The sequence below is a fragment of the Enterobacter cloacae complex sp. I2 genome, from assembly GCF_014896205.1.
GTDB lineage: Bacteria > Pseudomonadota > Gammaproteobacteria > Enterobacterales > Enterobacteriaceae > Enterobacter > Enterobacter quasihormaechei.
Map to the genome: position 1 here is coordinate 87,590 of NZ_JADBRA010000011.1, position 12,617 is coordinate 100,206.

A 12,617-nucleotide genomic window follows, 5' to 3' on the forward strand; every position below is an offset into this window, starting at 1 on the left:
CATGGAAAAAATAGCTGAACTCAAACGCGCCAAGCTTCTGGCGCTGTCGCTGCTGCTGATTGCCGCTGCGGCCTTTATCACCACCCTGTTTCTGCCGCAGACCTTCTGGGTACGCGGCGTGAAGGCCATTGCCGAGGCGGCAATGGTCGGCGCGCTGGCGGACTGGTTTGCCGTCGTCGCGCTGTTTCGCAGGGTGCCCATTCCATTCATTTCACGCCATACGGCAATCATTCCGCGCAATAAGGACCGGATTGGCGACAATCTCGGCCAGTTCGTGCAGGAGAAGTTTCTGGATACCCAGTCGCTGGTCGCGTTAATTCGCCGCTACGAGCCGGCGCAGATGATCGGTGCCTGGTTCAGCAAGCCCGACAACGCCCAGCGCGTCGGGCTGCATCTGATGCAGGTGATGAGCGGTTTTCTTGAACTGACCGACGACGGGCGCATTCAGCGCCTGCTCAAACGCGCGGTGCATAAGGCTATCGACAAGGTCGATTTCACCGAAACCAGCGCCGTGATGCTGGAAAGCATGACTAAAAACAACCGCCATCAGGTACTGCTGGACGCCATCATCAACCGCCTGATAACGCTGATTCAGCGGGAAAGCACGCGGGAGTTTATCTCTGACCAGATTGTCCACTGGCTGAAGACCGAGCACCCCCGTAAGGCGATGGTGCTGCCCACCGAGTGGCTGGGCGATCAGAGCGCAGAGATGGTGTCGAACGCGGTTAACACGCTGCTGGACGATATCAGCCACGACCGCACGCACCAGATCCGCCAGGCGTTCGACCGCGCCACGCTGAAGCTTATCGACAACCTGAAAAACGACCCGGAGATGACGGCCAAAGCCGACAACATCAAGCACTATCTGAAGAATGATGAAGCGTTTAACCGTTATCTGGGTGAAATGTGGGCCGACCTTCGCCAGTGGCTAAAGGCAGATATGCAAAGCGAGGACTCGCGCGTGAAGCAGCGCATTGCCAACGCCGGGCTGTGGTTTGGTGAGACGCTGTCGAATGATGCCAGCCTGCGCGCGTCGCTGAACGAGCATCTGGAGCAGGCGGCGCACCGCGTAGCGCCGGATTTTGCGGCGTTCCTGACGCGCCATATCAGCGACACGGTGAAAAGCTGGGACGCCAAAGATATGTCACGCCAGATCGAGCTTAACATAGGCAAAGACCTACAGTTTATCCGCGTCAACGGCACATTAGTGGGCGGGACGATTGGTCTGATCCTGTTTTTACTCTCGCAACTACCCGCCGTGCTGGCGCACTAATCCGCTTTTGGCGGCGCGATAACGTAGCGCGTCGCCTCGAAGCGGTTCAGGATCAGGTGCACCAGAAAGACCATCGTCAGGGTGACCACCAGCGCGAAGGTGACGGAGGTGATGCGGTACAGATCGCTGAACACCAGGTCGCTGTCCGGGTGCATGTTCTGTCCGAACATGATGCCGATGGTGGTAATACTGGCGAAGCCTACCCCGGCGCCGACCTTCTCCATCACGTGCAGACGTGCCCCAAACGCCAGCCCAAGGCCGATCAGCGGCATCATCAGCAGCATATGGCTGCTGTGATCGTACAGAATAAGCTGAACGACAAGGATATAGAGACACCCCAGCACCACGCCGACCACGCGCCAGATAGAGCTGATCACCGAGCCGCGATAGTGCATCGGGAACAGGATCAGAATGCCCGCCATCAGCGCCGACAGGGAATCGCTGAGATCGCTTATCTGGAAAACCACGAAAATCAGCGTCGCCACGGTGCCGGAGAGCAGCGACTCGTGGCGCACGCGGGCATCGTCTTTCTCGATCAGCGGCGGCGGCTTACGCGGCTCAACGTCCGGCAGCAGGTAATTCATCAGCGCGCTCAGACACACCGCCATCACGCTCGCTTCGATGTTAGAGAACAAAAGCGTGTGCCAGTTAGTGGTGGGGTAGCTCATAAAGTTGAGCATCACGCTCTGGCATACCACGCCCATTGAACCGAACAGGAACAGCGGACCCTTGCTCATAAAGCGAAAACGCATCACGTACAGGGCGAACACCACCAGCGTCATAATGACCGGCCATTGCGATAAATAGCCGATGATAATCACCATTTCGACGCAGTTCAGCGATGCGCTGAAGATAAACTGCTTCGCCACGTGGCGGTTAAATACCGGCACCAGCGAGAGGAGCATGATCGGGTAGACCACGAAGAACACGCCGTAGCTGGTGTTGTAGAAGCTCGAAATGCTCAGCGCAATCATCCCGGCGAAGACGATGCGCAGGGTCTGGCGAAAGTCGTTTGCCGTGTAGACAATGTTGCCGTGCGGGGTAAAGACCCGCGCCAGGGTGCTAATAGACATAGTGAAGCAGGCTCACCAGATGGATTTGCATTCCGGAGAAGAATCGCGCAAACGGCCCTTCGCTATTATAGAGCTGCACGGTGGCGCGCGCGCCGGTCGGCAGCGGCTTCGGTAAGGCTTCATCCAGCGCCACGTGAATGCGCATACGCTGGGCATCACGCACCCAGCGGTTGGACGTTTCCGGTTCAGAGAGTTGGCCGTTCACCGCCTCCTGGCCTGCAAGGATCCCCGCGTCGCTGCTGGTCACGTGGGCGCGGAAGACCTGCCCCGGGAAGGCGTCAAACACCACGGCGGCGTCGGTCCCCTGGTGGGTATGACGCAGGCTCTTCTCGCGGAAATCCGCCACAATATCGGTCTGGGTGTTCACCAGCGCCAGCGCGGCCGAACCGGACGAGGCGTAAAAACCGGGGCTTAGCTGCAAATTACTGACCGTACCGTCCGCCTCGGCGTAGACCTTCGTCCAGCCAAGGTTCAGCTCCGCGTCATCCAGCGCGTTACGGTATTTTTGCAGCGTCACGTTACGGTGCTCGTCCCGCTCGCCGCGCTGAATGCGCAGGTTATGAATATTCGCCTGAATCGAGCTGACGGACTGCTCGCTGCTCTGCCAGGTGGTGCGGACTTTATCCAGATCCGCCTGCGACACGTTCTGCAAGGTGCTCAGTTTCTGGTAGCGGTCGAAGGTCACCTTGTCGTTACGCGCCGTCAGCACGGCGGTTTTCAGGCTGGCCTGCGCCGCGGCAATCTGCGCATCCAGCTGATCGTTAGACAGACGCGCCTGCTCCAGCGCGATTTGCGCCGCTTCGACCTTATTGCGAAACGGCGTGGGGTCGAGCTCAAACAGCAGATCGCCTTTCTTGACCTGACTGTTATTGTGGACATGTACCGCCGCCACATAGCCAGAGACGCGCGCGGACACCGGGGTCACCACGCGCATCACGGTGGAGTCCGGCGTCAGCGGGATCCAGATATCCGCGACGATAAAGTAGACAAACATCAGCAGGAAAGAGGCAATACTCACCCTTACCCAGCGGGCAAACTTTTGTTCAGGAGTCATTATTTTTCGGTCTTATTATCTTCTTCGCGGATTGTCCGCAAATTGCAGGCGATTTGATTGAGTGTGGCGCTGAAAATGTCGATATGTTCCGGCGCAATGTTTTGCGATACGCGCGCCTGAAACGTCTCGATCACCTGAGTAAGCCTTTCAAGGATGGCTTTGCCCTCGGGCGTCAGCGTCAGCAGCCGGATACGCTTGTCGTATGGCGAGACGGTGCGCAGCAGATAACCCTGCTTTTCCAGCTGCGTCAGCGTGCGCATCAGCGGGGGCAGTTCAATACCCTGCACTTCCGCCAGCTCGCTGACCGAGACGTTATCCCCGAGCTGATGAAGCTGCATCATCACCGTCCAGCTCGACTGGGTTAGCCCGGTGTCGAGAATGGCGTCGTCGATGACGGCGCGCCACTGACGCACGATCATCGCCATCCGCATGCCCATCGGCCTGCGGCTAAACAGATCTTCTTCACGCATGGGGAATCCTCTCGTAATACGCCATTACGATAATAGTTATCAGGGTAAGTATCAAGAAACGAGAAGTTAAAGCGCAGGAATTGCGAAAATGGAATTCTCCCTCTCCCTGTGGGAGAGTGCCGGGGTGAGGGCATTAGCCCGCAGCGGAGTTTAGCGGCTAAAAAGTCTCTGAACGGCACGTTTCCCCGACACCGTTACCACCACCTCCCTGTACCCCGCCACCCGCTGGATCCACTCTTTGCTTTCCAGATAAATAAGCAGCGCCGCGCCGGCTTCTCCTCCGAGATGAAACCGCCGCTCGCTCCAGTCCAGGCAGGCGCAGCAGACTTTGCGGCGCGGGTGAGCGCTCAACGAAACGCCGAGTGTCAGAAACTGCTCCCGACCATACGGCGTGAGCGCTGAACCGTCCGCCTCCAGCCAGCCTTCCGCATGCATGAATTCGTAGATCTTTACCGCCACCGCGCCCGCGAGATGGTCATAGCAGGTCCGCGCCTCCCGCATGGCCTTCGGCGCGGTGGTTTCCGGCGGCGCAATACGGCGCCAGGAAAACCCCATCATCTGCTCGACTAACTCCGCCACGTCGTGCCCCGCCAGGCGATAGTAGCGATGCCGCCCCTGAGACAGACAGGTAATCAGTTTACCGTCCACAAGCCGGGCGAGATGCCCGCTGGCGGTCGACGGCGCAACGTCCGCCGCGGTGCTCAGTTCGGTCGCGGTCCATGCCCGCCCGTCCATCAACGCACAGAGCATTTTCACGCGCGACGGATCGGCCATTGCCGCCGCCACCGCCGCAATGGCCTGTTCCAGCGCCGCGCTGTTCTCAGGAGGTTGGCTCGTTATTAACATATGTTGCCCAGGACTCGGTGATCTCTGCGGCCAGCTTATCATCATCCGTCAGCAGAATAAGGTGATTCGCATGGTCGCTGTACTGAGTAAGGATAGACACGCCGCGCGCTGCCAGCGCAGCCGCAATTTCACCCAGCTCGCCGGGGCGCTCCTGCCTGAGTTTTCTGATAACCGGCCTGCGCACCGCCTGCACGGTAAACCCGGCCTCCATCAGCACGCGGCGGGCTTTTTCCCCGTCCTCCACCAGAAAATGGGCTTCCGTACCGAAAACGCCGCCCCCCTCAAGCCCCACGTCGTTGCGCCCCAACAACTGTCCAAAGCGCGCCAGCTCGCCGGGCCCGTCGTTGAAAACCACATAAACGTCATACATAAGCGTGTCCTCCGGTTTCGGAACTGTACTCCCGTACCAGCTGCGCCACGCGAATACGGTAGAAAGAGAAAATCGACTCCCGGCCTTCCGCCTGCGCGGCCTGATGAAAAACGTTCTGCTTCCAGTTGCGGATAGCCTCTTCGTCCCGCCACCATGAGAGCGAGAGAGTTTTTCCGTCGGTGGTCAGGCTCTGGAAACGTTCGATATCGATAAAGCCGTCAACATCCGCCAGCAGGGGTTTAAGTTCGGCCGCGAGCTGCAAATAGCGCGCCTGATGCGCCGGCGCGGCTTTGGCTTCGAAAATGACTGCGATCATGAAGGTCTCTCCGTTGTGATGTTATGGAGAGAATGCAGGACTAATGATGTGGATGCTTCGGTATGGAGCGAAGTGTTTGCCGGATGGCGCTGCGCTTATCCGGCCTACGGTGTTTTGCAGGCCCGGTAAGCGCAACGTTATCGGGATTATTCCAGATTAGCCTTATTCAGCCCATATGCCGCATCCAGCGAGCCCGGCTCCATGCGGGAAGTAATGCCCAGGCGGTTCCAGGCGTTGATCGCGACAATGGCGAAGTTCAGCTCTGAAATCTCCACGTCCGAGAAGTGCTCCGCCACGCTGCGGTACAGCGCGTCGCTCACCCCGTGTACGCCAATCTGGGTCAGCGCTTCGGTGAAGGCCAGCGCGGCTTTCTCGCGGGCGCTGAACAGCGGGGATTCACGCCACGCCGCCAGATGGTACAGGCGCAGCTCGCGCTCGCCGGCAATTTTGGCCTCTTTCGAATGCATATCCAGGCAGAAGGTACAGCCGTTCAGCTGCGACACGCGAATGTCAATCAGGTGCTTCAGCGCCGGGTCAATGGAGGTTTTCGCCACTTCCATGCTCAGGGCGGAAAGCGCGTTGGCGAGTGCAGGTGTGGCTTTGTGGTGGTTTACGCGAGTGCTCATTGTCTTTCCTCTTTTTTTGCCGTTTTTGTCATGCGATGAGGCAAATCTACGCCGTTAATGACATAGTAAAAAGACACAAAAGACATTAAATGAGGTAGGACATGAAGCTGGGCTATCACGAGATTTATACCCGCTACCGCGATAACATCACGCGCGGCGTGCTGAAGCCCGGCGACAAGGTGCCTGCCATCCGCGTGCTGGCGGAAGAGCTGAAGGTCGCGCGAAAAACCGTTGAAACGGCCTATGCCATTCTGACGGGGGAAGGGTATCTGGTAAGCCAGGGCGCGCGCGGGACGCGGGTGAACCCGGATCTTCTGCTGCCCGCGCAAAACGCCCCCGCAGAACAAGCGACCGGCACGCTGCCACCGTCGTTGATTAGCCAGCGCGAACGGGCCGGTTTTCTGCGCCCCGGCATTCCTGCGCTCGACAGCTTCCCCTACAAAAAATGGCTGCTGCTGGCGGGCCAGGCGACGCGCGCCATGCGTCAGGATGAAATGCTCAATCCGCCGGTGCTGGGCTGGTATCCGCTGCGCGAGGCGATTGCCCGCTATCTGAATATCTCGCGCGGGTTATCCTGCACTGCGGAACAGGTGCTGATTACCAGCGGCTACAGCGGCAGCCTGCGCCTGATCCTCGACACGCTCGCCAGCCGCAGCGACAAGGTGGTGTTTGAGGATCCGGGCTATTTTATGGGCCAGCAACTGCTCAAGCGGATTGTGCCCCGCCTGCACACCGTGCCGGTCGATCGCGCTGGGATGGATACGGACTACCTGCTGCGCAATCACCCCGATGCCCGCTTCGCCATTGTCACCCCGTCGCACCAGAGCCCGCTGGCGGTAACGCTCTCCCTGCCGCGCAAGCAGCAGCTGCTCGACTGGGCCAGCCAGAACGAGGCGTGGATCGTTGAAGACGATTACGACGGAGAGTTTCACTACACCCGCAAGGTGCTGCCGTCGCTGAAAAGCCTCGACCAGCACGACCGGGTGATCTTTATGGGCACCTTCAGTAAAACCATCATGCCGTCGCTGCGCATGGGCTACGTGGTGATGCCCGCCAGCACTGTCGGAGCGTTTACTGACTGCGCGGACATCCTCACCAGCGGCCAGCCGGTGCTGACGCAAAAGATCCTCACCGCGTTTCTCAACGAGGGGCATTTTTTTCGCCACCTCAGGAAGATGCGTGCCCTCTATCAGACCCGCCGCGACTGGATGATAGCCGCCCTGCGTGAGGTCTATGGTGACCTGTTCTTCACCGAACAAAACGACGGCGGGATGCATATTGTCGCGTTCCTCGCAAAGGGAAGCGCGGACCGGGAGATCGCCCGCTGCTGGCAGGAACACCAGCTCCAGGTAAATGCCCTCTCGGCGTGGTATCGCGGCTCGGGCAAACGCTACGGGCTGGTGATGGGCTATAACAACGTGCGGACGTATCAGGAGGCGGTGGATTTACTGGAAAGGCCGAAACGGCAGATGCTTGAACTGTTGAGCTGAACATCGCCGGGCGGCGGCGGCGCCTTACCCGGCCTACGATCCGCGTTATACATCATGTCGCGATAACCCTACGTCCCTGAGCTGCTCGTCGCTCATCTGGCTCAGGATGCGGCGGGTCCGGTTGATGCGATACCAGTTGCGGATCGCTTTGCCGATCCAGACAAACACGACGAACGGACGTTTTAAACGGTTCTCGTAGAATTCCATGATGCTCTCCTCACTGTGCCAGTGGAGTTATCATCCTGGAAATCGGCCTGCGCAATACAGATGCAAAAACAACTTTTGTTTAACATACAGATCCGCTAAAACGGTATCTGCATGCCGTTTTTTGCGGCAATCTGTACTGGTTTAACAATCTGTATGGTGAAAATAAAGGATACAGCATGACGCGCTATCAACATCTCGCCAACCTTCTGGCAGAACGCATTGAACAAGGGCTGTATCGCAGCGGCGAGCGTCTGCCGTCGGTGCGCGCCCTGAGCCAGGAGCACGGCGTGAGCATCAGCACCATACAGCAGGCCTACCAGATCCTCGAAAACCTTCAGCTGATCACCCCCCAGCCGCGCTCCGGCTATTTTGTCTCGAAACGCAAAGCCCAGCCGCCCGTTCCGGCGATGACGCGCCCGGTGCAGCGCCCGGTGGACGTCACCCAGTGGGATGAGGTGATGATGCTGCTGGACGCCCGCGCCGACAAAGAGATGATTTCGTTTGGCGGCGGCTCGCCGGACATCAACCAGCCAAGCCTGAAGCCCCTGTGGCGCGAGATGAGCCGCCTTGCGCAGCATAACCCGAGCGAGATGCTGAGCTATGACGTGCTCGACGGCCGCCTTGAGCTACGCGAACAGATCGCCCGCCTGATGCTGGACGGCGGCTCTACCGCCGCGGCAAACGAGATTGTCATCACCAACGGCTGCCACGGCGCGCTGTCGATCGCCCTGCTCTCGGTGTGTAAACCGGGGGACATCGTGGCGGTGGAGTCCCCGTCGTTTCACGGCACCATGCAGATGCTGCGCGGGTTTGACATCAAGGCAATTGAAATCCCTACCGATCCCGAGACCGGGATCAGCATTGAGGCGTTAGAGCTGGCGCTGGAGCAGTGGCCGATCAAGGCGGTGATCCTGGTGCCCAACTGCAACAACCCGCTCGGGTTTATCATGCCGGAAGCGCGCAAGAAGCAGGTGCTGGCGCTCGCCCAGCGGCACGATATCGTGATTGTGGAGGATGATATCTACGGCGAGCTGGCGGCGGAGTACCCGCGCCCGCGCACCATTCACTCGATGGACATTGATGGCCGCGTGATCTTGTGCAGCTCGTTTACCAAGACCGTGGCGCCGGGCCTGCGCGTCGGCTGGATTGTCCCGGGGCGCTATTACGACCGGGTGATGCACATGAAGTACGCCGCGGGCGGGTTTAACGTGCCGGGCACGCAGATGGCGGTGGCGGCGTTTATTCGCGACGGCCATTACCATCGCCACGTGCGCCGTATGCGCCAGATTTATCAGCACAATATGGAAACCTACACCTGCTGGGTGCGGCAATATTTCCCGGCAGAGATTTGCGTCACGCGCCCGCAGGGAAGCTTTCTGCTGTGGGTCGAGCTGCCGGAGACGGTGGATATGGTGTGCGTCAGCAAGCAGCTGTGTCGGCTGAAGATCCAGGCGGCGGCCGGGTCGCTGTTTTCCGCATCAGGGAAGTACCGCAACTGCCTGCGGATCAACGTGGCGCTGCCGCCGACGGATAAACATCGCGAGGCGTTGAAAAAGATGGGTGAAGCGATTGTGATTGCGATGGAGGAGTAGTACGTTTTTTGCCCGGTGGCGCTACGCTTACCGGGCCTACGGGGGAGAGTAGGCCGGGTAAGGCGAAGCCGCCACCCGGCAAAATCAACGACTCAGAACTTCCACGAAACGCTGCCCACAATGCTGCGTTCTGCACCGAAATAACAGTAAGAGAGCGAGTTACACGCCGCAACGTAGCTTTTGTCCGTCAGGTTATTAACGTTCAGCTGCGCGCTCACGCCCGTGAGCCCCACTTTCGACAGGTCATACCCCACGACCATGTCCACCAGCGTGTACGACGGAAGCGTATGGGTGTTCTGGCGATCGCTGGCGATCCCGTTGACATAGCGCACGCCGGAGCCGACGGTCAGGCCGTCCAGCGGGCCGGTTTTGACGTCGTAGCTCAGCCAGGCGCTGGCCATGTTACGCGGGGCATAGACGGCGCGCTTGCCCTCCTCTTCCGGGCTACTCTTCTTATAGCGAATATCCGTGTAGGTATACGCCGCCTGCATGCGCAGGCTGTCGGTCAGCTGACCAATCGCCTCCAGCTCAACGCCTTCGGATTCGATTTCACCGATGGAACGGTACGGATCGGTCGGCTCCTCTTTGGTGGCAATGTTCTTCTGGTTGATGCGGAACACCGAGGCGCTGAACTGGCTGTTCATCCCCTCCGGCTCATACTTCACGCCCGCTTCCCACTGCTTGCCCTTCATCGGATCCAGGATATTGCCCTGCTCGTCGGCAAAGCTGGTCGGCGTAAAGGCGGTGGAGTAGCTGACGTACGGGGCAACGCCGTTATCAAACAGATACAGCAGCGCCGCGCGGCTGCTGAAGTTGTTTTTATCCAGATCGCTGCGGGTGTGGTTAAAGTTGTCGACGTTCGACACGCTCACCTGGTCGTAACGCCCGCCGAGCGTCAGGCGCCAGCGGTCAACGGACATCTGATCCTGTAGGTAGTAACCGGTCTGGCGAAGCTTATGCTTTTCCCTGCTGTACTGGGTGATGTAATCCGGCTTCGCACCGTAAACCGGGTGGAAGGCGTCAATCGGCGGGAAGCCGCCATAGTAGCCGGTCACGTTGTTGGTGCGGTCCTGGTAGTCCATGCCGATCAGCACGCGGTGGTTTACCGCCCCGGTGTCGAAGCTGCCGTCGACCTGATTATCCAGGGTGATGGCGTTCATCTTCTCGTCGGAGCCGGAATAGCCGCGGTTCAGCTCGGTGTCATTCAACCAGCCTGCGGCATACACCTGGTTCAGCTCCACTTTGGTGTGCAGGTAGCGCAGCTTCTGGCGCACGGACCAGCCGCTGTCAAACAGGTGCTCAAGGTTATAGCCGACCATGTTTTCCCGACGATCGTACTTGTCGTAATCGTCTTCACCTTCAAAGAACGTGTTGGAGATTTTCTTCCCGCTGTGCGGCACAACGGTGCCCTCATACGGCAGGCCGGAGTGGCTGCCGCCTTCCGGATCGCGGTGCAGGTAGGCCATCAGATCCAGACGGGTGTTATCGGTGATACGCCAGGTCAGGCTCGGCATCAGCGCGTAACGCTCTTCCTTCAGCGGATCGAACTGGGAATCGGCATAGCGGGTCAACCCGCTGAGGCGCACCGCCACGCGGTCGTTATCATCAACCGGGCCGGTGACGTCGAACATTGCCCCACGCTGGCTATTGTTTCCGGCAAAGAGCTTGATCTCCCCGCCCGGATCGAACGATGGCTTACGGGAGGTAAGCGCCACAATCCCGCCCGGCGATGAACGGCCATAGAGCACGGAGGCCGGGCCGCGCACGACTTCGATACTGTCCAGGAACCAGGGATCAACCACCAGCGAGCTGTGGGAGTTGGTGTCGCCCATCATCTTCAGGCCGTCCAGGTAGACGTTGTCCAGGCTGCCGTCAGAGAAGCCGCGCAGCACCATGTAGTCAAAGCGGTTAGACGCCCCAATCTGGTTGCTGTAGACCCCCGGCGTGTAGCTCACGGCCTGACGCACGCTGGTTGCGCCCTGCTCTTCGAACTGCTCGCGCGTGACGATAGAGACCGACTGCGGAGTTTCAATATCCGGCGTTTCAAGCTTGGTGGCCGCAGACTGCATCTGCGAGGTCACCACCACGGTGTCAGTTTTTTGCGCATCCTGCGCCAGTAATGGAAAAGCGACGCTACCGGTAACCCATCCCACCAGCAGTGCCAGACGCGATTTAGCAAACATAACCCTCTCCAGAGATATTTCTTATTGTTAATAAGAATTATTACCTTTTTGAGAGTGCAAACGGCTATGCGCGCCGCCAGGTTACGTATGCGCGATGCTAAACCGCACGGGATGCGTTCGCGCGATGGGCGAAATTACGTTAGCGGAGTTTGCGCACGTCGCCCGGTGAAATCCCGTAATGACGACGAAACGCGGTGGCGAAGTTGGTGGCATGCTGATACCCGCACATCCAGGCCGCCTGCTGCACGCTGTGGCCCTCCAGCAGATAGCGGCGCGCCAGCGCAAGGCGACAGTCGCGGAGATAATCGAAAAGCGTGCAGCCGTAGCGCTGACGGAACTTGCTGCGCAGGCTGCTTGGGCTCATTGCAGCCAGGGCCGCCAGCTGCGCGAGAGTATGATCCCGTTCAGGAGATTGTTCCAGCATGCTCCGCACGCGTTCCAGACGCGCATGCTCAGGGCGGCTCGGGCAGGGCTGCTGGCGCTGGTTCAGGCCGTGGCCGAGCAGCTGGTACATCAGCCCCTCAAGCAACAGCTTACGCGCGAGCACGCTTCCCCTCTGCTGCTGCGCATGCTGAATGCCTGACATAACAAACTCGGGAACGTGCCAGACAAACGTGGGTGTATTCAGGTTTTGCCATTCCAGCAGCAGCGACTCAAGCAGGGCTTCACGCCCGGCTTCATGCGGGTACACGCCAAACGAGAGCGTTTTCAGCGAGCTGTCGGCGTCGTGACGCGCGCTCATCACCTGTTCCTCACTCAGACGGGCGCTGAACGCCATGCCGGGACGCACGTGATAGTCGATGCCATTGAGCGCGATCGTAACGCACCCTTCCAGGACTACCAGCATATAGAGCGGGCTGCTGTGGCGGGATGTGGTTTCGTAGGGTTGTAATACATGCACGTCGGAGTGGGTCAGCGAAATGCCGGACGAGAGCGTCATCTCTTCCACATTCCCCTGCAACACCGGGCTGCCGCTGACCTGCTCCCCTTTTAACAGCGGGAAACGGTAGTCGATGCCGTAGCGCTCGCCGAATATCTGAAAATCTTCAACAAAAAATAGGCGTTTCGCTGATCTATTTTCGCTCTGGAGCATAATTCGGGGCCTGCATCGGGGAAA

The 12,617-nt window shown here is 59.2% G+C and carries 13 protein-coding genes; 3 read left to right on the plus strand and 10 right to left on the minus strand.

What is annotated here, in order from left to right; all coding sequences use genetic code 11:
* Position 1 precedes the first annotated feature (1 nt).
* Entirely contained in the window at positions 2-1,273 is a 1,272-nt protein-coding gene (locus IM300_RS11530) for a DUF445 domain-containing protein (protein ID WP_193036553.1), read from the plus strand.
* On the opposite strand, the gene IM300_RS11535 is transcribed toward IM300_RS11530, so the two are convergent.
* From IM300_RS11535 to IM300_RS11565, 7 genes are all read right to left on the minus strand, one after another.
* Positions 1,270-2,346, minus strand: coding sequence for a DUF2955 domain-containing protein (locus IM300_RS11535; RefSeq protein ID WP_063450771.1), 1,077 nt, complete (start codon positions 2,344-2,346; stop codon positions 1,270-1,272). The two genes, IM300_RS11530 and IM300_RS11535, sit on opposite strands and share 4 nt — an antisense overlap.
* The gene (locus tag IM300_RS11540; protein WP_107534625.1) at positions 2,336-3,403 is read right to left on the minus strand and encodes an HlyD family secretion protein; all 1,068 of its coding nucleotides are present in this window, start codon (positions 3,401-3,403) and stop codon (positions 2,336-2,338) included. Before IM300_RS11540 ends, IM300_RS11535 begins: the two co-directional genes overlap by 11 nt.
* Positions 3,400-3,870, minus strand: a complete 471-nt coding sequence (locus IM300_RS11545) for a MarR family winged helix-turn-helix transcriptional regulator (RefSeq protein WP_063867344.1) — start codon at positions 3,868-3,870, stop codon at positions 3,400-3,402. Before IM300_RS11545 ends, IM300_RS11540 begins: the two co-directional genes overlap by 4 nt.
* A gap of 150 nt (positions 3,871-4,020) precedes the next feature.
* A complete protein-coding gene (locus IM300_RS11550) occupies positions 4,021-4,716 on the minus strand; it encodes a helix-turn-helix transcriptional regulator (protein ID WP_193036555.1) in 696 nt (231 codons plus the stop codon).
* On the minus strand, positions 4,691-5,086 hold the full coding sequence (locus tag IM300_RS11555; RefSeq protein ID WP_193036557.1) for an amino acid-binding protein: 396 nt from the start codon (positions 5,084-5,086) through the stop codon (positions 4,691-4,693). The genes IM300_RS11550 and IM300_RS11555 overlap by 26 nt, the downstream gene beginning before the upstream one ends.
* Positions 5,079-5,402, minus strand: a complete 324-nt coding sequence (locus IM300_RS11560) for an antibiotic biosynthesis monooxygenase (protein ID WP_193036559.1) — start codon at positions 5,400-5,402, stop codon at positions 5,079-5,081. The genes IM300_RS11555 and IM300_RS11560 overlap by 8 nt, the downstream gene beginning before the upstream one ends.
* 146 nt (positions 5,403-5,548) lie before the next feature.
* A complete protein-coding gene (locus tag IM300_RS11565; protein WP_010427243.1) occupies positions 5,549-6,028 on the minus strand; it encodes a carboxymuconolactone decarboxylase family protein in 480 nt (159 codons plus the stop codon).
* A 101-nt stretch (positions 6,029-6,129) separates the two neighbouring features.
* Here IM300_RS11565 and IM300_RS11570 point away from each other — a divergent pair, with 101 nt between their 5' ends.
* The gene (locus tag IM300_RS11570; protein WP_193036561.1) at positions 6,130-7,518 is read left to right on the plus strand and encodes a PLP-dependent aminotransferase family protein; all 1,389 of its coding nucleotides are present in this window, start codon (positions 6,130-6,132) and stop codon (positions 7,516-7,518) included.
* Positions 7,519-7,563: 45 nt separating this feature from the next.
* Here the strand turns inward: IM300_RS11570 and IM300_RS11575 are convergent, their stop codons facing one another.
* Positions 7,564-7,725: a DUF1127 domain-containing protein gene (locus tag IM300_RS11575; RefSeq protein WP_193036563.1), complete on the minus strand. Its 162-nt coding sequence runs from the start codon at positions 7,723-7,725 to the stop codon at positions 7,564-7,566.
* A 176-nt stretch (positions 7,726-7,901) separates the two neighbouring features.
* Between IM300_RS11575 and IM300_RS11580 the strand changes: the two genes are divergently transcribed.
* Positions 7,902-9,317, plus strand: a complete 1,416-nt coding sequence (locus tag IM300_RS11580) for a PLP-dependent aminotransferase family protein (RefSeq protein ID WP_193036564.1) — start codon at positions 7,902-7,904, stop codon at positions 9,315-9,317.
* Between the two features lie 92 nt (positions 9,318-9,409).
* Here IM300_RS11580 and foxA read toward each other — a convergent pair whose 3' ends face one another.
* Together foxA and IM300_RS11590 are read right to left on the minus strand one after the other, a co-directional pair.
* Positions 9,410-11,518, minus strand: coding sequence for a ferrioxamine B receptor FoxA (gene foxA / locus IM300_RS11585; protein ID WP_193036646.1), 2,109 nt, complete (start codon positions 11,516-11,518; stop codon positions 9,410-9,412).
* A gap of 121 nt (positions 11,519-11,639) precedes the next feature.
* Positions 11,640-12,593: an AraC family transcriptional regulator gene (locus IM300_RS11590; RefSeq protein ID WP_102750134.1), complete on the minus strand. Its 954-nt coding sequence runs from the start codon at positions 12,591-12,593 to the stop codon at positions 11,640-11,642.
* Positions 12,594-12,617: the final 24 nt, after the last annotated feature.